Below are 26,885 nucleotides of genomic sequence, written 5' to 3'. Positions count from 1 at the left end.
GACGCTCTGCCCCCGCTTTCACGCATGCCCGAGACCAAGTCGCCCAAGCCCGCCACTCCACGTAAAAACACGGCCGCACTCAACGCGGCCAAGCCACCCGGCAGCAAAGCCAAATCGGTGACCAAGCCGGCAGCAATGCCGAGCCCAGTCGCGCCCACCGCGGCAGAGCCTCCATACGCCCCAGCCATCTGCTACGTGCACCCGCTCCAACTGGGCAGGCTCGACCGCTGGGACGGCGTGCTCGATCGCATCGCCTCATTGGGTTTCGATCATGTATTGATGGCGCCGCCGTTTGCGGTGAGTGCGGCCGGCAACGTCTTCGTCACCCGCGACCATGCGCAACTGCATGCGGCGCTGGGCGGCGGGCCGGCCGACGCAGCCCTCGCCAAGCTGGCTGAAGGCAGCCGCTCGCGTGGGCTTACGTTGCTGCTCGACCTGGTAATCGACCGCGTGGCGGTGGATGCGCCACTGCGTGCCGACCACCCCGACTGGTTCGCCAGCCACGCCGAAGACGGCGACGCGCTGGACCCACGCCTGCCGCCTTCGCACCTTGAGGTGGCCTCGTTCCGCCACGACGACCCGCGCAACGCAGATGCCATCCTCACGTGGTGGGCTCAGCAACTGCGCAACTGGGCCGCATTGGGCATCGGCGGGTTCCGCTGCGAAGCGCCTGCCCGCCTGCCAGCCGAACGTTGGCGCACGTTGATTGCCGACGTGCGCAAAGACGCCGGCGCCGTCCGCTTCCTGGCGTGGACGCCCGGCATGGACGGCGCCGCAATCGACGCACTGGCAGGCGCCGGCTTTGACGCCACGTTTTCATCGTTGCGCTGGTGGGATTTCCGCGCGGGCTGGATGGTGGAAGAGCACGCGCGCCTGGCTGCCGTGGCCCCGCCCATCGCCACCGTGGAAGCACCGTTCGGCACGCGCTACGGCCAGGCGTTTGGCGACGCAATGGTCCGTGAACGCGCATACCGCCGCCTCCTGCACGTGGCCGACACGCTCGATGCCGGCTGGCTGATGCCGCTGGGCTTCGAGCGCGGCGCGCTGCTGCCGATGCTGGCCGAGCGCGGTGACCCATCCGACCAGCAATGGATCGACGCCCATGCCGCGTTCGACCTGAGCGACGCCGTGCGCGATGTGAATGCGACCATCCGCGCCGCACGCGAGACGAACACCGTCGCGCCGCACGCCGAACTGCGCATGCTGACCGGCCCCGACGCGCCCGCCACCGCCCTGCTGCGCGCCGACGGCCCAGACCTGCGCGCAGACGATGCCGCCACGCTGACGGTCATCAATCCCGATCTGCACATGGGCGTGTCGGTGCATGCCGACCACTTCCTGCCCGGCGTGGCGGGCGGCTTTACGCGCGGCGTGGCACTCGACCTGCTGACCGAACCGGTGGGCAGTTGCGACGACACGCTGCGTGCCAATGCACGGCCCTTGGCCGAGATTGACTTGCTGCCCGGCGACGTGCAGGTCTGGCGCGTGTTCCGGAATGCCCCGGTGCGCATGCCGGCCGCGGCCAAACCCGCCAAGACCCAGCGTACCAAGGCCGGCGAAACGAAAGAGCCGGTCAACGCTGCGATTGCCTCGCCGCGCATCGGCATCGAGCAGGTGCAGCCCTCCGTTGAAGACGGCCGCTTTGCCGTCAAGCGTCTGGTGGGCGACGACATCATCGTCGAGGCCGATGTGCTGATGGACGGGCACGACAAGCTGGCGGTGCACCTGCTGTGGCGCGCGCAAGACGAAGACGCCTGGCAGCACGTGCCGATGGTGCCGCTTGGCAACGACCGCTGGCGCAGTGCATTCCGGCCTGAAAGACTGGGGCGGCACGCCTATGCCGTGGCCGCGTGGCGCGATGCGTTCGGCACCTACCGGTCTGAACTGGAGAAGAAGCACACCGCCGGCGTGGACGTGACGCTGGAGCTGGAAGAAGGCGCGCGGCTCGTCGCCCAGGCCGCCGAGCATGCGCCCAAGGACGCACCGGTGGACGCATTGCACAAGCTGGCCCACCTGTTGGCCGAGGCAGACCACGCGCACCGCCTCAAGCTGCTGTTGGACCCCGTGACCGCCCACGTGATGACGCAGGCTTCGCACTACCGGCCGTTCTATGTGGAAAGCGTGGCGTACCCGCTGGACGTGGAGCGCGCTGGCGCGGCATTCGCGAGCTGGTACGAGTTGTTCCCCCGCTCGGCATCGGATGACGAACAGCGGCACGGCACCTTTGATGACGTGATCCGCCGGCTGGGCGCCATTCGCGGCATGGGCTTCGACGTGCTGTATTTCCCGCCCATCCACCCGATCGGCCGCACCAACCGCAAGGGCCGCAACAACAGCCTGCGCGCGGAGCCCGACGACCCCGGCAGCCCGTACGCCATTGGCGCTGCCGAAGGCGGGCACGACGCCATCCACCCGCAGCTCGGCACGCTGGAAGATTTCCGCCGCCTGGTGCGCGCCGCGCGTGAAAAAGGCTTGGAACTGGCGCTGGACTTCGCCATTCAATGCTCGCCCGACCACCCCTGGCTGCGCGAGCACCCCGGCTGGTTTGCATGGCGCCCGGACGGCAGCATCAAATACGCCGAGAACCCGCCTAAGAAGTACGAAGACATCGTCAACGTCGACTTCTATGCCGACGATGCCAAGCCCGGCCTGTGGACCGCACTGCGCGACGTGGTGATGTTCTGGGCGGACGAAGGCGTGCGCCTGTTCCGCGTCGACAATCCGCACACCAAGCCGCTGCCGTTCTGGGAATGGATGATCGGCGAGGTGCGTGCGCGCTATCCGGATACGGTGTTCCTGTCGGAAGCCTTTACGCGGCCCAAGGTGATGTACCGGCTGGCGAAGGTGGGGTTCTCGCAGTCGTACACGTACTTCACGTGGCGGCATACCAAGCAGGAATTCATCGATTACCTGACCGAGCTGACGCGCACGCCGGTGCGTGAATATTTCCGCCCGCACTTCTTCGTCAACACGCCGGACATCAACCCGGTGTTCCTGCAGTCGTCGGGCCGGCCGGGCTTTTTGATTCGTGCCGCGCTGGCGGCCACGCTGTCTGGCCTGTGGGGCGTCTATAACGGGTTCGAACTGTGCGAAGGCGCTGGGGTACCCGGCAAGGAGGAGTACCTCGATTCCGAAAAGTACCAACTGCGCGCGTGGGACCACAACCGCCCCGGCAACATCGTCAAAGAGATCGCGCTGCTCAACCGCATCCGGCGGGCCAACCCCGCGCTGCATTCGCATCTGGGCGTGACGTTCCAGCCGGCATCGGGCGACCAGATCCTGTTCTTCAGCAAATCGACGCCGCCCGTGCTACCGGCGCAGTTGGGGGCCACCCCGTCCGAACTGGCCAACGCCCTGCCGCCAGACCGCTTTGGCGACAACACGGTGTTCGTGGCCATCAACCTCGACCCGCACCACGCGCACGAGTCCGACATCGAACTGCCACTGTGGCAATGGGGCCTGCCCGACCACGGCGCACTGATGGCCGAGAACCTCGTCAACGGCCAGCGCACGGTGTGGCGCGGCAAGTGGCAGCACATCCGTCTTGAACCCGAGCAGCCGTTTGCCATCTGGCGCGTGCGCCCGGCCCTGCCTTCGGAGGAAAACCCGTCATGACGCGCAATCCGACCGCGCTGCTGGTGGACGACGCGCTCTGGTACAAGGACGCCGTCATCTATCAGCTGCATGTCAAATCGTTCTGCGATTCCGACAACGACGGTGTCGGAGACTTCCCCGGTTTGATCTCCAAGCTCGACTACATCGCCGAGCTGGGGGTGGACGTCATCTGGCTGCTGCCGTTCTACCCATCGCCGCGCCGCGACGACGGCTACGACATCGCCGAATACCGCGGCGTCCACCCCGATTACGGCAGCATGGCCGACGTGCGCCGCTTCATTGCCGAAGCGCATGCGCGGGGCCTGCGCGTGATCACCGAACTGGTCATCAACCACACGTCGGATCAGCACCCGTGGTTCCAGCGGGCGCGGCGCGCCAAGCCGGGTTCTGCGCTGCGCGACTTCTACGTGTGGTCCGACAACGACAAGAAGTACGCCGGCACGCGCATCATCTTCATCGACACCGAGCCTTCCAACTGGACGTGGGACCCGGTGGCCAACGCGTACTACTGGCACCGCTTCTATTCGCACCAGCCCGATCTCAACTTCGACAACCCACGCGTGCTGAAGGCCGTGATCGGCGTGATGAAGTACTGGCTGAACCTGGGCGTGGACGGCCTGCGGCTCGATGCCGTGCCCTACCTCGTGGAACGCGAAGGCACGTCGAACGAGAACCTGCCCGAGACGCATGACGTGCTGCGCAAGATCCGCGCGGCCATGGACGGGGAATTCAAGAACCGCCTGCTGCTGGCGGAAGCCAACCAGTGGCCGGAAGACACGCAGGAATACTTCGGTGCCGGCGACGAATGCCACATGGCGTTCCACTTCCCGCTGATGCCGCGCATGTACATGGCGATCGCGCGTGAAGACCGTTTTCCGATCACCGACATCATGCGCCAGACGCCCGAGGTGCCGCCCGGCTGCCAATGGGCCATCTTCCTGCGCAATCACGACGAGTTGACGCTCGAAATGGTGACCGACGCCGAGCGCGACTACCTCTGGGAGGTCTACGCCAGCGACCGCCGTGCGCGCCTGAACCTCGGCATCCGCCGCCGGCTGGCGCCGCTGCTCGAACGCGACCGCCGCCGCGTCGAGCTGATGAACAGCCTGCTGTTCTCCATGCCCGGCACGCCCGTCATGTACTACGGCGACGAAATCGGCATGGGCGACAACATCCACCTGGGCGACCGCGACGGCGTGCGCACGCCCATGCAGTGGTCCCCCGACCGCAACGGCGGCTTCTCGCGCGCCGACCCGGAACAGCTCGTACTGCCGGCCATCATGGGCTCGCTGTACGGCTATGAATCGGTGAATGTGGAAGCGCAGAGCCGCGACGCGCATTCGCTGCTGAACTGGACGCGCCGGCTGCTTGCCACGCGCAAGCGGCATCGCGTGTTCGGCCGTGGTTCCATCCAGTTCCTGCAGCCGTCCAACCGCAAGGTGCTGGCGTATATCCGCGCGCTGGAAGGCGAGGCGCCGATCCTCTGCGTGGCCAATCTCTCCCGCGCCTCACAGGCCGTGGAGCTGGACCTGTCCGCCTTTGCGCAGCGGGTGCCGGTGGAGCTGATCGGCGGGACGGCGTTTCCGCCCATCGGGCAGTTGTCGTATCTGCTCACGCTGCCGCCCTACGCCTTCTATTGGCTGGAGCTGCGCGAGAACGAGCCCGGCCCCACCTGGGCGCAACCGGCCGCCGAGCAGTTGCCCGAGTTCACGACGCTGGTGCTGCGCGCGGGGCTCGATGCCCTGGCCGACACGCGGCAGCGCGAGGCACACCGCCAGTTGATCGAACGCGAAATCCTGCCGACGTATCTGCCCAAGCGCCGCTGGTTTGCCGCCAAGGACAGCGTGCTGCGTAGCGCAAAGTTTGCCTGGGGCGCCCCCGTGCCGGTGGATGCCGCATCCACCAACCGCCCGCTGGCTGGCGCGACGCGGCCCGAGGTGTTCCTCAACGAAGTGGCTGTCACGCTGGGCAGCCCGGACGGCAGCGAGCGCGTCGAGCGCTACCTGCTGCCGCTTTCCATCGCTTGGGAATCGGCCACGCTGCCGGCACTGCCCATTCAACTTGCGCTGGCGCGCGTGCGGCGCGGCCGCCATGTCGGCTACCTGACCGACGCCTTCACCACCGAGACCTTCGCGCGTGCGTTGCTCACCAACCTTGTACGCGGCACCACACTGGAGGCCAACGACGGCACCGTGCGGTTCGAGCCCGAACCGAACATTGCAGAGCTGGCCGAACCTGTCGAGACATCGGATGCCGGCAGCACACGGCCCGCACCGCTGCCGCTGGCGCCCGACACGCCCATCCAGTGGCTGGCGGCCGAACAGTCGAACAGTTCGCTGGTGATCGGCGAGTCGGTCATCGTCAAGCTCATCCGCCGTATCGCCACGGGTATCCACCCCGAGGTGGAGATGACGCGCCACCTCACGCGCGTGGGCTATGCCAACACGGCGGCGCTGATCGGCGAGGTCTCTCACCACGCTGCCGACGGCGAACGCTCAACGCTGGCCGTCATGCAGAGCTTTGTGCCCAACCAGGGCGATGCGTGGACGTGGGCACTGGACTACCTGCGGCGCACCATCGACGAACTGGCCGTGCAGATGGAAGGCGTGACCTCTGGCGATGGTGAATCGTCCCCAGTGGCCGTCTCGGAAGCGCGCGTGGATACCGACGAGGCATTGGCCGGCTATGTCAACTTCATCGGCGTGATCGGCACGCGGCTGGGCGAATTGCATGCCGCACTGGCGGCGCCCACCGAAGACCCGAACTTCGGCGCGCGCATTGCCGATACCGACGATGCCGCCTACTGGATCGCCCGCGTGAGCGAACAGCTCACCCGCGCGCATGACAACCTGTCGACATGGCAACGGCAAAACCCCGACAGCCCGCGGCAAGCCGACGTGCAGTGGTTGCTGTCGCAACACCAGGCGCTGCTCGACGCTGCCCGCACGCATGCCGAAGACGGCCTGGGCGCCACGCTCTCGCGCATCCATGGTGATTTCCACCTCGGCCAGGTGCTGGTGGCGCAGGGCGATGCCTTCCTGATCGACTTTGAAGGCGAGCCCTCGCGCCCTGTGGAAGAGCGCCGGCGCAAGACCAGCCCGCTGCGCGACGTCGCGGGGCTGATGCGCTCGCTCGACTACGTGGTGGGCGCCATGCGGCAAGGCCCGGAACATGTGGCCGGCCCGGCCCAGGAGCGTCGCAATGTCCTGCTGGAGCGGTTCCGCGCTGCGTCCACCGAGCGCTTCCTGGAGGCGTATGCCGCGGCCATTCGCGGGCCCGATCTGAACGCGCTGGATCAGCCCGTGGTCGACTTTCACCTGCTCGATCTTTTCCTGCTGGAAAAGGCCGCGTACGAGGTCAACTACGAAGCGTCCAACCGTCCGACCTGGCTGCCGATTCCGCTGGAAGGCTTCACGCGCGTGGCACGCCGCCTGCTGCATGCAGAGCCACCGTCACCCGCTGCAGAAGACTCGACCGGAGGCCCACCGTGACCGCGCTCGACTTTGCCACCCCAACCAAAACCGCTACCGAACCGGAGGCGCCGATCGTGCTGCCGCCGGGCGTCGACCAGATGCGCGTGGATGCGCTCACGCACGGCCGCATGGGCGATCCGTTTGCCGTGCTGGGGCCGCATCGCGTGGACACCGAAGACGGCGCGCGCTGGGTCGTGCGCGCTTTCTACCCCGGCGCGCGCCGCGTGCAGGCCATCGACTCGCGCGGCCAGATCATCACGGAGATGACGCCGGTCGGCCGCACAGGACTGTTCCACGGGCCGCTGCGTGCCGATGCACAGGACGTGTATGGCCACCCGGAGCTGTATCGCCTGCGCATCATCTGGCCTGCGGGCACCGGCCATGAAGCCGTGCAGGAAACCGAAGACCCATACGCCTTCGGGCTGCTGCTCGGAGATCTGGACCTGCACCTGCTCAACGAGGGCACGCACTGGGCGCTGGCAAGCTGCCTGGGCGCGCAGGCGATGCGCATCGACGGCATCAGCGGCGTGCGCTTTGCGGTGTGGGCACCGAATGCGCAACGCGTGTCGGTGGTGGGCGAGTTCAACCAGTGGGACGGCCGCCGCCACCCGATGCGCCTGCGCCATCAGGCCGGCGTGTGGGAATTGTTCCTGCCCAGCGGCCTGGGCGTGGGCCCCGGCGCACGCTACAAGTTCGAACTCATCGGCGCCGATGGAAGGCTGATGGTCAAGGCCGACCCCGCCGCCCGCCAGACCGAACCGCCGCCCGCCACCGCCTCGGTGGTGGCCGACCCGGCCCCGCTGCGCTGGAACGATGACGACTGGATGCAAACGCGCGCCGAACGCCAGCAGCCCGACGCGCCCATCAGCATCTATGAAGTGCATGCCGGTTCGTGGCTGCGCGATCTGGAAGACGGCGGCCGCAACCTGCAATGGGATGAACTGGCCGACCGGCTGATCCCCTACGTGACGGCGCTCGGCTTCACGCACATAGAACTGCTGCCGGTGGCGGAACATCCGTTTGGCGGCAGTTGGGGTTATCAACCGCTGGGGTTGTTTGCGCCGTCTGCGCGCTTTGGGGCGCCCGAGGCGTTTGCGCGCTTTGTCGACCGCTGCCATCAGGCTGGCCTGGGCGTCATCATCGACTGGGTGCCCGCGCACTTCCCGACGGACGCGCACGGACTGGCGCAGTTTGACGGCACGGCGCTGTACGAACACCAAGACCCGCGCGAAGGCTTCCATCAGGACTGGAACACGCTCATCTACAACTTCGGCCGCAACGAAGTGCGCGGCTTCCTGATCGCCAGCGGGCTGGAGTGGCTGGAGCGCTTCCATATCGACGGCCTGCGCGTGGATGCCGTGGCGTCGATGCTGTATCGCGACTACTCGCGCCGCGCCGGCGAATGGGTACCGAACCGCTACGGCGGCCGCGAAAACCTGGAGGCCGTCGCGTTCCTGCAGCAGATGAACACGGTCGTGCACGAACGCTGCCCCGGCGCCATCACCATCGCCGAAGAATCGACCGCGTGGCCTGGTGTGACCGCGCCCGTGGAGTTCAACGGCCTGGGCTTCGACTACAAGTGGAACATGGGCTGGATGCACGACACGCTGCACTACATGCAGCGCGACCCGGTGTACCGCCAGCACCATCACGACGGCATGACGTTCGGGCTGGTGTACGCGTTCTCCGAGCACTTCATCCTGCCGATCTCGCACGACGAAGTGGTGCACGGCAAGGGCTCGCTGCTGGGTAAGATGCCCGGCGATGAATGGCAACGGCTGGCGAACCTGCGCGCGTACCTCGCGTTTATGTGGACGCATCCGGGCAAGAAGCTGCTGTTCATGGGCTGCGAGTTCGGGCAAGTGGGCGAATGGAACCACGATGCATCGCCCGAATGGCACCTGCTGGATGACCCACGCCACCGTGGCGTGCAGCGGCTGGTGCACGACCTGAACGCGCTGTACCGGAACGAACCGTCATTGCATGCCCGGGACACCGCGCCGGAAGGGTTCAACTGGGTGATTGGCGACGACCGCACCAACAGCGTGTTTGCGTTCCTGCGGCTGGATGGCGAAGGACGGCCGATGCTGGTGGTCGCGAATATGACACCGGTGCCGCGCGAGGGGTATCGCATTGGCGTGCCGCCAGCGGACGGGGCCACGCAGTGGCACGAGGTGCTGAACACGGATGCTGCCGTGTATGGCGGCAGCGATCTGGGGAATGGCGGGGCGGTGGATGTGGACCAGGTGGCGGCGCATGGGCAGGGGCAGTCGTTGGTGTTGAGGCTGCCGCCGTTGGGGGTTGTGGTTTTGAAGGTTTGATTTTTGTGTTGGTGGTTTGCCTTCATTTCATCCCCTGCCGGGGCTGACTCACTTTCTTTGTCTTGCCAAAGAAAGTAAGCAAAGAAAGGCGCGCCCGAGATGGCGAAAGATTCCTTGAATTTATGTCGCAGAGAGGGAGGGGAGGCAAACTCGCTTCGCTCAAACAGCCTCCCCTCTTTTTCCTCTCTGCAACAGAAATTCAAGGCGCCACCTAGGGCAGGGTACGGCCACACCGTCGTGGCACTGGCGTTGGCGTGGGAGCACACCGCTTCGTGCGCCGTGCTCTTTCTGCGACTTGGGGTCCGCGCTTCAACTTCGAGGGTCAGAACCCCGAGTTTGCGGTTCTGAACGCTTGCTTTGGAGTTCTGGGACTTCGACGTTGAAGTTCTGAACTCGGACTTTGAGGTTCTGGACTTCAGCTTTGCGGTTCTGAACCCGGACATGGAGGTTCTGAACGCCAGCTTTGAGGTTCCGAACGGCGACTGTGAAGTACTCGAACGCCAACGTTGAGGTTCCGAGCTTCAGCGTTGAGGTTCAGAACGCCAACGTTGGCGTTCAGAACCCCAATCTCGGGGCCGTGAGCCTCCACAGAAGAAGGCACACCGCGCCACGAGAGGTGCCCAGCCGGTTTGGCCGTACCGGCCCTAGATGGCGCCTTGAATTTTCGTAAGCGGGCGGAAAAAAGAACGGGAACTGTCTGAGCGAAGCGAGTTTTCCCGTTCTCCGCCCGGTTACGAAAATTCAAGGAGGGGTCGCCATCTCGGGCGCGCCTTTCTTTGCTTACTTTCTTTGGCAAGACAAAGAAAGTGAGTCGGCCCCGGCAGGGGACGAAAGCGAGGCAAACCACCAAGGCAAAGACAATACTGAAACCAACCGCTAATGCTCCGCTTCCCCAAAACCCTCGCCCCCGGCAAACCCTTCCCCCTAGGTGCCCAATGGGACGGCCTGGGCATCAATTTCGCCGTCTTCTCGGCCAACGCCAGCAAGATCGAACTCTGCATCTTCGATCCCACCGGCCGCAAGGAACTGACGCGCTTCGCCCTGCCCGAATGCACCGATGAGGTCTGGCACGGCTACCTGCCCGGTGTGGAAGCCGGCCTGGTCTACGGCTATCGCGCCTATGGCCCGTGGGAGCCGCAGCACGGCCACCGTTTCAACCCGCACAAGCTGCTGCTCGACCCCTACGCCCGCCGGCTGGTGGGCGCGCTGCGCTGGTCCGATGCGCTGTTCGGCTACCGGCTGAACTCCAACCGTGGCGATCTTTCGTTCGACCGGCGCGACAGTGCACCCGCTATGCCCAAGGCTGTCGTCACCGACGAGTCATTCAACTGGGGCAACGATATCCGCCCCAACACGCCGTGGTCGCGCACGGTGATCTATGAAGGGCACGTTCGCGGGTTCTCGATGCTGCGCGAAGATTTGTTGCCGCCTGAACGCGGCACCTTCAGCGCGCTCGGCGACAGCGTCTTCATCGAGCGCCTGCAGCGGCTTGGCATCACCGCTATCGAACTGTTGCCCATTCACGCCTTCCTGCAGGACCAGTTCCTGGTGGAGCGCGGCCTGCGCAACTATTGGGGTTACAACACGCTGTGCTTCTTTGCGCCGGAGCCGTCGTACCTGTCGGCGCCATCGCTGCATGAGCTGAAGGTGGCGATCCGGCGGCTGCATGCGGCGGGCATCGAGGTGTTGCTCGATGTGGTCTACAACCACACCTGCGAAGGCAGCGAGCTGGGGCCGACGCTGTCGTTCCGGGGGCTCGACAACGCGAGCTACTACCGCCTCGTGCCGGGCCAGGAGCGTTACTACATCAACGACACGGGCTGCGGCAACACGCTCAACCTGTCGCACCCGCGCGTGCTGCAGATGGTGATGGATTCGCTGCGCTACTGGGTCAACGCGTTCCATGTGGATGGCTTCCGCTTTGACCTGGGCGTCACGCTCGGGCGCGAGGGCAACGGCTTCGATCCGGGCTCCGGCTTCTTCGATGCCATACGCCAGGACCCGGTGCTCTCCACCGTCAAGCTCATCGTCGAGCCTTGGGACGTGGGCCCCGACGGCTACCAAGTGGGCAACCACCCGCCGGGCTTTGCCGAGTGGAACGACCGCTTTCGCGATGGCATCCGCCGCTTCTGGCGTGGCGATTCGGGCCAGCGGCCGGACCTTGCCGCTCGCCTAACGGGCAGTGGCGACCTGTTCGACCGCCGGCACCGCCGGCCGTGGGCGTCGATCAACTACGTGGCCTCGCACGACGGCTTCACGCTGCACGACCTGGTCAGTTACGCCGACAAGCACAACGATGCCAACGGCGAAGACAACCGCGACGGCCACAACGACAACTGCAGCGCCAACTGGGGCACGGAAGGCCCGACCGACGACACCGCCATCCAGGCCCTGCGTGAACGCGTGACACGCGCGCTACTGGCGACGGTGTTCTTCTCCAACGGCACGCCGATGCTGCTGGCGGGTGACGAGTTTGGCCGCACGCAGGACGGCAACAACAACGCCTATTGCCAGGACAACGCCCTGTCGTGGCTCGACTGGTCAATGCTGGAGAAAGACCCTGGGCAGGCACTTGCGCGCTATACGGCGCGGCTCATCGCGTTGCGCAAGGAAAGCCCCGCATTGCGCTGGCCGCATTACGTGCACGGCAACACCGAGATCCTGCCCGGCGTGCAGGACATCGCCTGGTTCGATGAGCGCGGCCAGGTGCTCTCGCCCGAGGCGTGGAACGACAGCGAGGCGCGGGCGTTGGCGCTTCGTCGCGCATGTGTCGAGACTATCGACGGAGAAGCGCGCCCGCATGTGGCGCTGCTGCTCATCAACGGCGCGGCGACGGACCTCACGTTCACGCTGCCCGAGCCTGCCATGGATTGGCAAATCGCCATCGACAGCGCAGCACCGGAGCAGGACACCCGTCCGCACGGCAGCGGCACGCTCAAGGTTGGGGGGCGCAGCGTCGTGCTGCTGCTCGCCACGCAACTCGCCACGATCGCCCACATTGCCGGGCAGCCCGATGCGGACGTCAGCGGTGAAACCCTGGGCCAGGTTCCCGAAACGCACCACGCACTGCAGGACGACACGCCCGGGCAACCCGCCACCGACGACGAGCGCACCGCCCCAACCGCAGGCCAAGCCGCCAACGACGACACTGGAGACGCCACGCAATGACCGCACCTGCCCCCCGGTTTGCGCACGACATGCCATTCGGCGCCACTGTCCTGGCGGATGGCAACACCCGCTTCCGCCTGTGGGCGCCGGACGCGACCGCCGCGTGGGTCGAGATCGATGACGCGCGGGGCGACGTGGCCATCCGCATGGATGCCGAGCCCGAGGGTTGCTACGCAGCGGTCGCCCCCGTGAGTGCCGGCACGTGCTATCGGTACCGCATCACCAACCGGGACGGCGTGACGCTGTCCGTGCCCGACCCGGCCGCTCGCGCACAGTGGCAGGACATTCCCGGCCCAAGCCTCGTCGTCGATCCGCAGCGCTACCGCTGGCAGCACGCTGGCTGGCAGGGCCGGCCCTGGCACGAGACCGTGCTGTATGAACTGCACGTCGGCACGCTGGGCGGCTTCAAGGGCGTGCGCGGGCGGCTGCCCGAACTGGCGCGGCTGGGCATCACGGCCATCGAGCTGATGCCGGTGGCGGAGTTTCCGGGCGCGCGCAACTGGGGCTACGACGGCGTACTGCCCTTTGCGCCCGACGCCAGCTACGGCACGCCGGACGACCTCAAGGCCTTGATCGACACCGCGCACGGGCTGGGCATGATGGTGTTTCTCGATGTGGTCTACAACCACTTCGGGCCCGACGGCAACTACCTGCACCACTACGCGCGCAGCTTCTTCCGCGACGATGTGCATACGCCCTGGGGCGCCGCCATCGATTTCCGCATGCCGCAGGTGCGTGAGTTCTTCATCCAGAACGCGTTGATGTGGCTGATGGAATACCGCTTCGACGGCCTGCGGCTCGACGCCGTGCACGCCATCACCGAGCGCGACTGGCTGGGCGAACTCGCCGCGCGCGTACGGCTGTCGGTGGAGCCCGGCCGGCATGTGCATCTGGTGCTGGAGAACGAGCACAACGCCGCGTCGCTGCTGCGCGATGGCGATACCCATGGCGACTTCGACGCGCAGTGGAACGACGACGGCCACAACGTGCTTCACGTGCTGCTGACGGGTGAGCGCGAGGCCTACTACGCCGCTTATGCCGATGCGCCTGCGCAGCGCTTGGCGCGCGTGCTGCAAGACGGCTTCTGCTACCAGGGTGAGCCATCACCCATCCATGAAAACGCACCACGTGGCGAACCGAGCGCACATCTGCCGCCCACCGCGTTCGTGCTGTTCCTGCAGAACCACGATCAGATCGGCAACCGCGCCTTTGGCGAACGGCTGACGCAGCTCGCCCACCCCGATGCATTGCACGCCGCGCAGGTGCTATTGCTGCTGGGCCCACAGATTCCGATGCTGTTCATGGGCGAGGAATGGGGCAGCACATGCCCCTTCCTGTACTTCACCAGCCACCACGGCATGCTGGCCGAAGCCGTGCGGGAAGGCCGGCGCCGCGAGTTTGCCAAGTTCGAGGCATTTGCCGATCCGCACCAGCGCGAACGCATTCCCGACCCGAACGACGAGCGCACCTACCTCACCTCCTGCCCCGGCGAGGCGAACCTCGCCGACCCGGGACAGCTCAACACACTGAACCGCACACACCGCCTGCTGGCACTGCGCCACGCAGAGATCATTCCGCGCCTGCCCAATGCGCGCGCGCTCGATGCGGTGGCACTGGGCCATGCCGGGGCCCTTGCGCGCTGGCGCATGGGCGATGGCAGCGTGCTCACGCTGATGGTGAATCTGTCGGATCAACCCGTGGCGGTGCCCACGGTGCTGGCGGGCAGCCCCGCCGATCTGCTGCACGAATCGCGCGAGGGCGCGGCCGCTGCGCTCATCGCGCATCGCCTGCCGGAGCGTGCGTGCGTGGCATTGCTGCACACCCCATCGCCCACCTGACGTCTGACAACACCAACGGGCCAACGCACCATGGACCGCACGACCCCCTCCTCAGGCACGCAGCGCACGCCGCTCCAGCAACTGGCCACGGATGCCGGGCTACTGGTCGACTGGGAAGACGCTGCCAGCCGCCCCATGCGCGTAGCCGACGAAGTGCTGCGCGCGGTGCTCTTTACGCTGGGGCTGCCGGCCGGCACGCCGACCCAGGTATCGGAAAGCCAGGCCCGCCTGCGCGCAGAAGCCGAAGCGGTGGCCATACCGCCGCTTGTAACCGGCGTGGTCGGACAGCCGATCGTGCTGCAGACCTCGGCGCCGCAAGCCGCGTTGCTGGGCGGCCAAATCTATCGTGTCGACTTTGAATTCGACGGCAGCACGGAGGGCAAGATCAGCGTCAGCGCAAGCGAGCACCATGCAACGCTGCGCCTGGCGCCGGTGCAGGCCGTGGGCTACCACCGCCTGACCATCGACGCGGGGCCGGGCACCGTGATCGAAGCCACGCTCGCAATTGCGCCTGCGCGTTGCTATGGCGTGGCCGACGCGCTGCGCCAGCACGATCGCCCGGCCGACACCCGCCTGTGGGGCGCCTCCGCACAGCTCTACGGCTTGCGATGCGATCCCGCACGCGCCGCCAGCAGCGCGGGCCTTGGCGACTACACCGCTGCGGGCACGCTGGCGCGGCATCTCGCGCAGCGCGGTGCGGATGCATTGGCGCTCAGCCCCGTGCATGCCATGTTCACGGCCGACGCGCGTCGCTATTCACCGTACTCGCCATCGAGCCGCCTGTTCCTGAACGCGTGGATGATCGACCCGGCCGCGCTCTTTGGGGACGAAGCCGTGCGACAGGCCGTCGTCGACTGCGATCTTGTCGCGGACTACGCTCGCCTGGAAGCCGCACAGCTCATCGACTGGCCGGCCAGCGGCAACGCCCGCATGACGGTGCTGCGCGCGCTGCATCGCCGCTTGCTGCAGGCGCCGCTTGGAGACACCGTCGCCCAGATGCTGCTGGACGATTTTCGCGCGTACTGCATTGATGGCGGCACGAGCCTGCGCGATCACGCGCACTTTGAGGCACTGAATGCGCACCTTGGGCCCGCGCATTGGAAGCAGTGGCCCGAGCAGTATCAACATCCGAGCTATCTTGGCGTGCAGGCCTTCGCACGCGAGCATGAAGATGCAGTGAATTTCCACCTCTTCCTGCAATGGGCTGCGGCACGCCAGTGGGCCCTTGCGCAACGCACCGCGCAGAACGCCGGCATGGCCATCGGCCTCATCGCCGACCTCGCTGTGGGCACCGACAGCGCGGGCAGCCATGCATGGGCCCGGCAGCGCGACTTGCTGATCGGCGTGACGGTGGGGGCGCCACCCGATGTGTTCAACGCGCAGGGCCAGGGCTGGGGGCTGACGACATTCAGCCCGCGCGCCATGCGCACGCAAGGCTTCTCGGCGTTTATCGAGATGCTGCGCGCAGTGATGGCCGTGCCCGGCGGCGTGCGCATCGACCACGTGCTCGGGCTGATGCGGCTGTGGGTGATTCCCGATGGCGCCCGTCCGCTCGACGGCGTGTACCTGCGCTACCCGATGCAGGATCTGCTGCGGCTGGTGGCGCTGGAATCGTGGCGCAACCGCTGCATCGTCATTGGGGAAGACCTCGGCACCGTACCGCCTGGCCTGCGCGACAAGCTTGCCGACGAGGGCCTGCTTGGCATGCGCATCCTCTGGTTCGAGCGCGAGTACACGCGCGACGATGCCCCCTTCAAGGCGCCGCGCACATGGGCCCCGGCATCGGTGGCGATGACGAGCACGCACGATCTGCCCACGCTCGTCGGCTGGTGGATCGGCAACGATCTGCGCTGGCAAGCCCAGCTCGGCCTGCTGCCCGCCGGCATGACCGAGGGCGAAGCGCACGCACGCCGCATGGACGATCGCGCCGCGCTGGTGGCGGCCTTTGCAGAGCACAACCGGCTGGTGCTGGCCGATGGCGGTGTGCCGATGATCGGCGTGGCGCCGCTGCAGGCTGCGTTGGAACAGGCGCGCGCGGCCACTGCAGCACAAGCCGAAGTCATCCTGCAAGCCAGCGCGCAGGACTTTGCCACGGCGGCCACCGTTTTCACGGGCGCTGCCAACACGCCGCTTGCGCTGGTGCCGCTGGAAGACCTGCTGGGCCTTGTCGAACAGCCGAACCTGCCAAGCACGATCGACACCCACCCGAACTGGCGGCGTCGCCTGCCTGGGCCGTCCGGCACGCTGCTCGACACGCCCACGGTGCAAGCGCGCCTGTACGCGCTGGCCAACGCGCGCAACAGCACGTCATGAGCGAACAGACCACCCTCCTCGCCCCCGTCACCCTCCAACGTGTGCCCCGCGCTACGGTGCGGCTGCAATTGCACCGCGACTTCACGTTCGACCATGCGCGCGCGTTAGTGGATGACTTCGCCGCGCTCGGCATCTCGCATCTCTACACGTCGCCCATCACCACGGCGCAGCCAGGCTCCACACATGGCTATGACGTAGTCGACCCTACACACGTGAACCCCGAGCTGGGGGGTGAACGCGCGCTAGAACAGTTGGTGGATGCGCTGCATGCGCGTGGCATGGGCCTCATCGTCGATATCGTGCCGAACCACATGGGCGTGGGCGGCGCACACAACGCGTGGTGGCTGGACGTGCTCGAATCCGGGCCCGACAGCGCCTACGCCAACTTCTTCGATATCGACTGGCAGCCGCCCAACCCGGCGCTGCGCAACAAGGTGCTCGCGCCTTTCCTGGGCGAGAACTACGCCGACGCACTGGCCGGCGGCCGACTGCAACTCGCCTACGACGACACAGCCGCCCGGCTGGCCATTGCGTACTACGACCACCGGTTCCCGATTGCGCTGGCCGACTACGCGACGCTGCTTCGTGCCGGCAACGCCGACACCGCCACACACGCGGTGGCCGACCGCTTTGCCGCGCTCGGCACGATCCGCTCACTGCGCACGCGCCGCGAGCGTGCCGATGAAGCACGCGACGCGCTGCGCAACCTCGCCAGTACGGAAGCCGGCGCTGCACACATTGCCGGGGCCCTGCGCACGATCAACGCGCAACCCGATCAACTTGAAGCCCTGATGGCGCGCCAGCATTGGCGCCTTGCCCACTGGCGCACCGCTAACGACGAGATCAACTGGCGCCGCTTCTTCGACATCGGCTCACTGGCCGGCCTGCGCATGGAGCGCGCCGAGGTGTTTGAAGCGACGCACGCGCTGCTCTTCCGGCTTTATCGCCTGGGCTGGATTGACGGTGTGCGCATCGACCACGTGGATGGTCTGGCCGACCCAGCCGCGTACTGCCGCCAGCTACGCCGCCGCCTGCAAGCCGAACACGCGGCACGCCCTGCTGACCGGCTCACGAGTCGCCCGTGGATCGTTGTCGAAAAGATCCTCGCCCCCGATGAAGCCATGCGCACCGACTGGGGCGTCGACGGCACCAGTGGCTACGACTTCATGAATCAGGTGGGCGCGCTGTTGCACGACGCGCACGGCGAGACCGCGCTCACGCAGGGCTGGCTGGAATGGATCGGGGCGCCGGCGGCTGAAGCCCCGTTTTCGGCCACAGCAGTACCGGCACGCCGCCAGATCCTGCATGCGCACTTTGCGGCAGAACTCGATGCAGCCACGTCAGCACTGCACGCGGTGGCACAGCAGAACCGCAGCAGCCACGACATGACGTGGCACGCCATCCGTCGTGCGCTTGCTGAGGTGATCGTCCACTTTCCCGTGTATCGCACCTATGCGAATGCGCAACAGCGCGATGCGCAGGATTCGGCCATCGTGCAAACCGCCATGTCGGGGGCGGCAACCTGCCTGCGGCGCATTGATCAACCGGTGCTCGGCTGGCTCGATGCCTGGCTGGGCAGGCAACCTGCCGGGCAGGACAAGCTGCGCCAACTCGCATTGCGGCGGTGCCAGCAGTTGTCGTCGCCGGTGGCGGCCAAGGCGGTGGAAGACACGGCGTGCTACCGCTACGGGCGCCTGCTGTCGCGCAACGAGGTCGGCGCGGATCCGGGCGAGTTCTCGATGAGCGCCAACGCGTTCCATCACGCCATGCAAGCGCGCGCCCACACCTGGCCGCACGCGATGCTCGCCACCGCCACGCACGACCACAAGCGCGGCGAAGACGTGCGCGCCCGGTTGGCCGTGCTGTCGGAACGTCCCACGCAGTGGTTGGCCGCCGCACACCAATGGCGCACAGAACACGCTGCATGGGTGCGCCAATTGCCGACCGGCCCAGCCCCCTCACCCGCCGCTCAGTGGATGCTGTATCAGACACTGGTGGGGATCTGGCCTGCGGATCTGGACTGGCATGACGCCGATGCCGTGCGCGAGCTGGCCGAGCGTGTCGCGCAGTGGCAGGAAAAGGCGCAACGCGAAGCCAAGCTGCGCACCGACTGGTTCGCGCCCGATGCAGAGTACGAAGCCGCCAGCCGCGATTTCGTCTTGACGCTGCTGACGGGCGAGGCCGCCCCGACCTTCCTGCCTTCCCTCTCGGCCTTCGTGCAAAGCGTGGCCCCGGCCGCGGCCATCAACAGCCTCGCCCAGACCTTGCTGCGCACCACGTTGCCCGGCGTGCCCGACCTATATCAGGGCGCTGATTTCTGGGACACCAGCCTCGTTGATCCCGACAACCGCCGGCCCGTCGACTATGCCGCGCGGCATCGCGCATTGCGGGCATTGCACGTGCATGCCGGACACAGCCTCGCATCGCTGCTGACGCATTGGACCGATGGCCGCATCAAGCAAGCCGTGCTGGCACGTGCTCTTGCCCTGCGTGCCGCGCTGCCAGCGGTGTTCGAATCCGGCGACTACCAACCGCTGGCCGTAACCGGCAGCGGCGCACACCACGTGCTGGCGTTTGCGCGTGTGCATGGCGCCCAGGCGGTCGTCGCGATCGTGCCGCTGCATGCCTCCGCCTTGCTGGGCCATACCGCCGCACCAACCTTTGCGGACGGCGCGTGGCGGGACACCACGGTCTGCCTGCCGGCCGCGCTTTCGCACACGCCGCTGCATAGCGCTTTTGACGGCCAGACCCTGCACAGCCCCCGCCTTGCGTTGGGGCAGGTGCTCGCCCACCTGCCAGTCGCCCTGCTGCACACCTGACCGCCGTTTCACCTCCGCTCGGGTTAACACCGACTGCACCGTCTCCTGCTGCGCCCTAGAATTCCTCTATTCATATAGATGACTAGAGTAATGCGTGATGAACGCGACGCTCACGTCACCCGGAGGAGACCGCATGTTCGGCTGGTTCAAAGAGATTTCGAAAGGGGAAAAGCGCACGTTCTGGGCCTGCTTTGGCGGCTGGGCGCTCGACGCGCTGGACGTGCAGATGTTCAGCCTCGTCATCCCGACCATCATCGCGGCCTGGCACATCGGCAAGACTGAGGCCGGGCTGGTGTCGGGCGTCACGCTGGTGGCGTCCGCGCTGGGCGGCTGGATTGCCGGGGCGTTGACCGACCGCTTCGGCCGTGTGCGCACGCTGCAAATCACGGTGCTGTGGTTTTCGCTGGCCACATTCGCCTCGGCCTTCGCGCAGAACTTCGAGCAGTTCCTGGTGCTGAAGGCCATTCAGGGCTTTGGCTTTGGCGGCGAATGGGCGGCGGGCGCCGTGCTGATGGCCGAGAGCATTCGCGCCAGCCACCGCGGCAAAGCCATGGGCACCGTGCAGAGCGCGTGGGCCGTGGGCTGGGGCGCGGCGGTGCTGCTGTATGCGCTCACCTATTCCTTCATCGAGCCGGACCTCGCCTGGCGCGTCATGTTTGCTGCGGGGTTGCTGCCGGCGCTGCTCATCATCTACATCCGCCGTGGCGTGAAGGAACCCGTGCCGGCCGCCAAGCCGGATGCGAACGCCAATGCGATGCCGATCTCGCGCTTTCCGCTGCTCGACATCTTCCGCCCGCAGGTGCTGCGCATGACGCTGATCGGCGGCCTGCTTGGCGTGGGCGCACACGGCGGCTACTACGCGCTGATGACGTGGCTGCCGACGTATCTCAAGACGGAGCGCCACCTGTCGGTGCTGGGCACGGGCGGCTACCTGGCCGTGATCATCTTCGCCTTCTGGTGCGGCTGCGTGGCCAGCGCGTGGCTGCTGGATGTGCTCGGCCGCCGCGGCAACATCCTGCTGTTCTCGTGCTGCTGCGTGGTGACGGTGCTCGTGTATCTGCTGGTGCCGCTGTCGGATGGCGCGATGCTGGTGCTGGGCTTTCCGCTGGGCTTCTTTGCGGCGGGCATTCCAGCCAGCATGGGCGCGCTGTTCAACGAGCTGTATCCGCAGGGCGTGCGCGGTACGGGCGTGGGCTTTTGCTACAACTTCGGCCGCGTGGTGTCTGCCGCCTTCCCGGTGCTGGTCGGCAAGATGAGTGCATCGATGTCGCTGGGCACGGCCATCGGCATCGACGCGGCCATCGCCTATTCGATCGTCGCGGTGGCGGTGCTGATGCTGCCCGAGACGAAGGGCCGCGACCTCGCCGCCGTGACCGTCTGAACACCCATCACAAAACCATGACGACGCACTCGATCCGTCGCCGCCAGGAGACCCCATGCCCACTCGCCGCGCCTTCAACACTGGGTTGCTTGCCATGCTAGGTTCCACCGCCCTTGCCGGCTGCGCCACCACCAGCAACATCTCGCGCGGAGGCCCCGCTCGCATCACCGCCATCGACACGCACGCGCATGTATTCGAGCGCGGCTTGCCGCTGGCCGGTGCGCGCCGCTATGCGCCCACCTATGACGCACCGCTGTCGGCCTACCTCGCGCAGCTCGACGCGCATGGCGTGTCGCACGGCGTGCTGATCCAGCCAAGCTTCCTGGGGGTCGACAACAGCTATCTGTTGGCCGCGCTCAAGCAAGCGCCCCAGCGCCTGCGCGGTGTGGCCGTGATCGACCCGGCCGCGCCCGAGACCTTGCTCACGCAGATGAACGCCGAGGGCATCGTCGGCATTCGCCTGAACCTGATCGGTGCGGCAGACCCGCAATTGAAATCGCCCGTGTGGCAAGCCGCGCTGGCACGCCTGCATGCGCTCGGCTGGCATGTGGAATTGCATGTCGAGGCACGCCGCCTGCCCGCGCTGCTGCAGCCGCTGCTGGATGCGCAGGTGAACGTGGTGGTTGATCACTTCGGCCGCCCCGATCCGGCGCTCGGTGTGGACGACCCCGGCTTTGCCGCATTGCTCGCCGCTGGCCGCTCGCGCCGCGTGTGGGTGAAGATTTCCGGCGCTTACCGGAACGGCGCCAACGGCCGCGGCGAAGCCATCGCCCAGGCCGCCATGCCGCGCCTGAAGGATGCACTCGGCCTGGACCGCCTCGTCTGGGGCAGCGACTGGCCGCACACGCAGTTCGAATCGCAAATCAACTACGACAAGATGTGGGCCTTCGCCGGTGTGCTGCTGCCCAACGCAGCAGACCGCAAGCAGGTGCTGATCGACACGCCCGCGCAGTTGTTCCGCTTCGTCTGAACGCGCAACTGCTGCTGCCGCCCGCGCGATACCCCATTTCGCGAATCACGAATTTCGCCGCGCGGGCCGCGCTCCTACACTGGCCGCTCCTCATCCCAACAAGCCACAAGGAGCAGCCATGCAGCAGCATCGACTCGTCGACCAGCAATTCGGCCAGGTCGCCCAGGCCTACCTGACCAGCGCAGTGCATGCGCAGGGCGCCGATCTGGACGCGCTGGCGGCGCTGGCGCAATCGGTGCCGCATGCCAAGGTGCTTGATCTTGGCTGCGGCGGCGGGCACGTGAGCTTTGCGATGGCGCCGCACGTGGCGGCCATGGTGGCGTATGACCTGTCGGAAGACATGCTCAGCGTGGTGGCCGCCGAAGCAGCGCGCCGCGGCCTTGTGCAATTGCACACGCAAGCCGGCCGCGCCGAGAGCCTGCCCTTTGACGATGCCGCGTTCGATATCGTTGCCACGCGTTTTTCTGCTCACCACTGGTACGACGTGCGCAAGGGCCTGGCTGAAGCGCGCCGCGTGCTCAAACCCCGCGGCAAGCTCGTCATCGTGGATATCGTCGCGCCGGAAGCACCGCTGCTCGACACGCTGCTGCAAACCGCCGAGGTGCTGCGCGACGCGTCGCACGTACGCGACTACCGTGTGTCCGAATGGCAGGCCATGCTGGCCGAGGCCGGTTTCCAGCCTGGCACCCCGCGCACGTGGAAGCTGACGATGGCCTTCGACAGCTGGATCGCCCGCATCCGCACCCCGCAGGTGCGCGCAGATGCCATCCGCGACCTGTTCGACCGCGCGGCCGATGAAGCACGCACGTACTTTGCCGTGGCGCCCGACCATTCATTTGCCATCGACGCGATGCTGATCGAGGCCACCTGAGCCATGTGAGCCGCTTGAACTCCTCGGGCGCCTCCATCCTTCTCATCCTTTTTGTCACACCCGTTGGAGGGATGCCGCGATACGGCGCCGTTTTCAGGGTTTCGCTTAATCCAGAATGAAAAAAATGTGATATCGGAACACGTGTACGAACGCGGGGTTGCCGGTAGCCTTCCGGGTTACCGTCGATCCTGGTCGGCATTGGCGCGCGGCCACTGCGCCGACTTCCGATTTCCATGTACGCCCTGTTCCCCGCCTTCGTCTCGTCGCTCTTCCTGTTCTACGGCGTCTACGTCGTGACCACGCGCGGCCGCACGCGCGCGAGCCTGGCGTTTCTCGGCATGACAACGCTCACGTGCCTGTGGCAAGGCATCTGGGCGTTTCTCTTCCAGACGCAAGACGTGGGCGCAGCCCAGGTGCTCGCCAAGCTCGGCTGGATCGCCATCCTCGTCATGCCGACCATGCTCTATCACTTTGCCGTGGAGGTGGCCGAGGCACCGGGTGAGCGGCGCTGGCTCGTGGCTGCCTATGCGCTGGACGCTATGCTGATCGCGCTGCTGCTGACCACCAATCTCGTCATCGACGGTGTGTATCAGTTCCACTTCGGGTTCTATCCGAAGGCAGGCGTGCTGGAGGCCGTGCATATCGTCCAGACAGCCGCGCTGGTCACGCGCGGCATGTGGGTGCTCTACCGCGAGCAGCAGCATGCCACGGCCGAGAAGCGCAAACGACTGCTGACGTGCCTCGTCGGCGTGGGACTGATTTCGTTGGCGGCAGCCGACTACGCAGTCAACTACGGCATGGCGTTCTACCCGCCGGGGGTGCTACCCCTGGCCATTGCGCTCGGGATCATCGCCGTGGGCGTGGTCAAGTTCGACTTGATGCGCCCTTACGCACTGGCTGCCACCGTGGCACACGAGGTGCGCACGCCGCTGACGACCATCCGCTTGCAGGCAGCAGAAATCGCCCGCGCCTGGCCAGACGTCTATCGCGGCTATCAGCTCGCCATCGACAACGGCCTTTGCCAACCGCCGCAGCATCCGGCCATGCTGGACCGCCTGTCCAAACTGGCGGGAGCCATCACGTCGGAAGTCGCGTCCGCACACAGCGTGATCGAGATGGCCCTGGCCTCCGTCACGCTGGAGCGCCTGGACCGTCGCACCTTCGCGGCCCATTCGCTGCACGAATGCGTCCAGACGGCCGTGGCGCAGTACCCGTTCCAGGCTGGTGAGCGCGAACGCGTGCAGGTGCAGGCGTTCAACGCCGACTGGCGTTTCGTGGGCTCCGACACGCTGCTGGTGTATGTGCTCTTCAACCTGCTCAAGAATGCGCTGCATGCCATCCAGATTGCGCGCAAGGGGCACATCGAAATCTCCGCCCGCCAGGATGGAGACGCCTATGTGCTCGTGGTGCGCGACAGCGCCACCGGCATTCCGCCCAGCGTGCAGCGCCGCATGTTCGACCCGTTCTTCTCCACCAAGCATGTCGGCAAGGGCTCGGGCGTGGGCCTGACGTTCTGCCGCCGCGTCATGCAGGCATTTGGCGGGCGCATCCAGTGCGAATCTGTGGTTGGGGAATACACGCTGTTCTCCATGCGGTTTCCCCAACCTCCTGCTATCTGACGTTCACACCTTCAGAACGTCAGGACACGTGCGCCAGCTCCGGCAGCGTGTCCAGCTCATACGACTTCACACGCGTGCGCACGTGGTCGGGCAAGCGCTGAATCACGCGCTCGGCGTTGGCGCACACCACCTGCTGATACCCTAGCGACACCAGCCGCCCGCCTGAAACAAACCGGAACACCATGTAGAACGAGCACGGCTGCACCCGGAAGGTGTTCAGGTGGCATTCCACGCGCTGAAACGGGAATGTCTCTTCAACGAATTCCTGATGCGCGAGCTTGGTCACGAAGATCACGCGCCCGCTCATGAGCAGGTCCGCGTCGATGCATTCGTGAAACCACCGCTCGCGCACCACACCCTGCCACTCGAAATACCGGGCGAAATACGTGTTGGCGTAGGCGTTGGAATCCTTCAGATAGACATCGAAGGCGTGCTGGAACGTCTGCTGCGCGGAAATAGCTTCGGGCAGCTCGGCATTGCGCAGATAGTGGTTGACGACTGTGGCAATGGATTGGCCTGTCGGCATCGCATACTCCAAGAATGGAATTGGCTGCTGGCGGCAGCCGCGCATGCGCGGTGATCCCGCGCATGTGTCCATTCTTCCGAGGCACTTGCCGTTGCGTAACAAGCCAATGCCGTAGCCCTACGAACGGGCGGCCTACTCCCCGCCCGCAACACTCCGCAGCCCCGGCGGACTCTGATGAAAGCGGAACGTATTGCGCCCGCTGCGCTTGGCATCGTAGAGCGCCGCATCGGCCCATTCCAACAATACGTCCAGGTGTTCGTCGGCGGGCGTAAGGGTGACAGCGCCCGCCGACAGCGTGACGTACGGCGCGGCAACGGACGCCGCGTGCGGTTCGGCCCGTTCTGCCACCATGGCCACCGCACGCGCCACGGCCAGCCGGGCCTCGTCGCGATCCAGGTCAAACAGCATGGCGACGAATTCTTCTCCGCCCACACGCGCGATGAAGTCATCGGGGTGGCGGCACGCCGTGCCCAGCGTGTCGGCCACCATGCGCAGGCAATCGTCGCCACGCAGGTGGCCGTAGGTGTCGTTGTATTGCTTGAAGCAGTCGATGTCGAACAGCGCCAGCGTGACAGGGCGCTTGTCACGGCGGGCGTGGTCGAACAGGCGCGGGGCCTGTGTCTCAAAAAAGCGCCGGTTGAACAGGTGCGTAAGTGCGTCACGGTTGACGTCTTTCTCCAGCACGCTGAGCTTGGCTTGCGTGCGCTGCAACTCGCCGCGCAGTGCATCCTGGGCGCTGGCCATGCCGGCACGCTGCAACTGCTCGACCGTCACGTCGCGCAGCAGCAGGAATACGCCGGCATGCCGGCCGCGCGCGTCGCTCAAGCCTTCGAGCGTGACTTCCAGCGTGCGACCCGTGTCGGGCAACCAGACTTGATGGCGGTTCGGCAGGCGCGTACGCTCAAACTCGCGCAGGATGCCGGCCACGTTCAGCACGCCTGGCGGCATTGCATGCACCTTGGCAGTCGGCAGCAGGTGGCGCGCGGCGGCGTTGATGCTGGCGATGGAGCCATCGCGGGCGAGCACGATGCAACCATCACGCATGGATTCGATGATCTTGCCGCGAGCATAAGCGGCGGTATCGCGCAGGCGCGGCCGCAAGACGATCCAGCCGAGCAATGCTGTGCTGACGGCAAACGTGGCGGGTGTGAGATCGCCGCCGAGCGCCGTCGTCCAACGCTGCAGATAGGCAAGATGCGCCACCAGCGGCAGCAGTTGCCCGATGACAAGCGCCAGCCGCACCTGCGTGCGCGACGACACATAGAGCCCGGAGGCAACCTCGTCGATGGGCAACACCAACAGCACTAGGCTGATAGCCAGCAGCACGTAGTTGTAGGCGGTGGCCACCCAGAACATGCGCCCGTGCTCGAACACCGCGCCCCGTATGCCGTCGATGACGACGAAACGCGCATCAAGCCATACCAGGTGATGCAGTTCATTGGTAGCGACCAGCCCGACGAATCCGGCGCCCACGAGCAGCGTCAACACCCAACCCACGCGCACCAGCAGCAATGCATTGAGCTCTGGCCGTATGAGGCCAACGACCATGCGCAGCCACGCGGCCGGCACCATCATGATCCCGAGATAGGCAACTTTGGCCCAGCCCACGCGCACGGGCATCTCGAAGCTGACGACTTCCATGAGGCGCGCGCCGCTCCAGAGTGCGGTACCGAGCGCCAGCAGCATGAAGGCGGAGACTTCCGTGTCATCGCGACGCGGCCATGAGAGGCCAATCAGCGCGATCGAAACGAGTGCAGCGCAAGCCAGTGCAGCGATCAGCATGATCGGCACGCCCAGTGCGCATAGGGATGCCGGCGAATGACGACGCCAGCGGGTTGGTCCACGTGTATTCCCCGTTCGTTCGTTGTTTCTTGCAGTGTATCGACCACTGTTGCCGGGTGATTGACTGCGTGGTGCGCACTTGATCACCTTCCAGCGCTATCGGCATGAAATGTAAAAACTGAAGGCCCG

13 protein-coding genes are annotated in these 26,885 nt (G+C 66.3%); 11 read left to right on the top strand and 2 right to left on the bottom strand.

What is annotated here, in order from left to right:
- Window positions 1-24: 24 nt before the first annotated feature.
- From ACU8YE_RS12190 to ACU8YE_RS12140, 11 genes are all read left to right on the top strand, one after another.
- A complete protein-coding gene (locus tag ACU8YE_RS12190; protein ID WP_446928815.1) occupies window positions 25-3,615 on the top strand; it encodes a maltotransferase domain-containing protein in 3,591 nt (1,196 codons plus the stop codon).
- Window positions 3,612-7,106, top strand: coding sequence for a maltose alpha-D-glucosyltransferase (gene treS, locus ACU8YE_RS12185; protein WP_446928814.1), 3,495 nt, complete (start codon window positions 3,612-3,614; stop codon window positions 7,104-7,106). The genes ACU8YE_RS12190 and treS overlap by 4 nt, the downstream gene beginning before the upstream one ends.
- A complete protein-coding gene (gene glgB, locus ACU8YE_RS12180) occupies window positions 7,103-9,409 on the top strand; it encodes a 1,4-alpha-glucan branching protein GlgB (RefSeq protein WP_446928813.1) in 2,307 nt (768 codons plus the stop codon). The genes treS and glgB overlap by 4 nt, the downstream gene beginning before the upstream one ends.
- An 879-nt stretch (window positions 9,410-10,288) precedes the next feature.
- Entirely contained in the window at window positions 10,289-12,577 is a 2,289-nt protein-coding gene (gene glgX, locus ACU8YE_RS12175) for a glycogen debranching protein GlgX (RefSeq protein WP_446928812.1), read from the top strand.
- Window positions 12,574-14,415 carry a malto-oligosyltrehalose trehalohydrolase gene (gene treZ, locus ACU8YE_RS12170; protein ID WP_446928811.1) on the top strand — a complete coding sequence of 614 codons (1,842 nt, stop codon included), beginning with the start codon at window positions 12,574-12,576 and terminating at the stop codon, window positions 14,413-14,415. Before glgX ends, treZ begins: the two co-directional genes overlap by 4 nt.
- A gap of 30 nt (window positions 14,416-14,445) precedes the next feature.
- Window positions 14,446-16,728, top strand: coding sequence for a 4-alpha-glucanotransferase (malQ, locus tag ACU8YE_RS12165; RefSeq protein WP_446928810.1), 2,283 nt, complete (start codon window positions 14,446-14,448; stop codon window positions 16,726-16,728).
- Window positions 16,725-19,547 (top strand): malto-oligosyltrehalose synthase, encoded by a 2,823-nt coding sequence (gene treY, locus ACU8YE_RS12160; RefSeq protein WP_446928809.1) that lies wholly within the window; start codon window positions 16,725-16,727, stop codon window positions 19,545-19,547. The genes malQ and treY overlap by 4 nt, the downstream gene beginning before the upstream one ends.
- A 133-nt stretch (window positions 19,548-19,680) precedes the next feature.
- The gene (locus tag ACU8YE_RS12155; RefSeq protein WP_232040071.1) at window positions 19,681-20,928 is read left to right on the top strand and encodes an MFS transporter; all 1,248 of its coding nucleotides are present in this window, start codon (window positions 19,681-19,683) and stop codon (window positions 20,926-20,928) included.
- Between the two features lie 55 nt (window positions 20,929-20,983).
- Window positions 20,984-21,898, top strand: coding sequence for an amidohydrolase family protein (locus ACU8YE_RS12150; RefSeq protein WP_316869494.1), 915 nt, complete (start codon window positions 20,984-20,986; stop codon window positions 21,896-21,898).
- A gap of 118 nt (window positions 21,899-22,016) precedes the next feature.
- On the top strand, window positions 22,017-22,769 hold the full coding sequence (locus ACU8YE_RS12145; protein ID WP_446928808.1) for a class I SAM-dependent methyltransferase: 753 nt from the start codon (window positions 22,017-22,019) through the stop codon (window positions 22,767-22,769).
- A gap of 233 nt (window positions 22,770-23,002) precedes the next feature.
- Entirely contained in the window at window positions 23,003-24,388 is a 1,386-nt protein-coding gene (locus ACU8YE_RS12140; protein WP_414561588.1) for a sensor histidine kinase, read from the top strand.
- A 19-nt stretch (window positions 24,389-24,407) separates the two neighbouring features.
- Here the strand turns inward: ACU8YE_RS12140 and ACU8YE_RS12135 are convergent, their stop codons facing one another.
- Together ACU8YE_RS12135 and ACU8YE_RS12130 are read right to left on the bottom strand one after the other, a co-directional pair.
- Window positions 24,408-24,914, bottom strand: a complete 507-nt coding sequence (locus tag ACU8YE_RS12135; RefSeq protein ID WP_232040077.1) for an acyl-CoA thioesterase — start codon at window positions 24,912-24,914, stop codon at window positions 24,408-24,410.
- Window positions 24,915-25,046: 132 nt separating this feature from the next.
- Window positions 25,047-26,696, bottom strand: a complete 1,650-nt coding sequence (locus tag ACU8YE_RS12130) for a GGDEF domain-containing protein (RefSeq protein WP_316869490.1) — start codon at window positions 26,694-26,696, stop codon at window positions 25,047-25,049.
- Window positions 26,697-26,885 lie beyond the last annotated feature (189 nt).

Source organism: Ralstonia sp. VS2407, assembly GCF_052950655.1.
The sequence above is the reverse complement of the archived record's forward strand: the minus strand, read 5'-3'. Positions and strand labels throughout refer to the sequence as shown.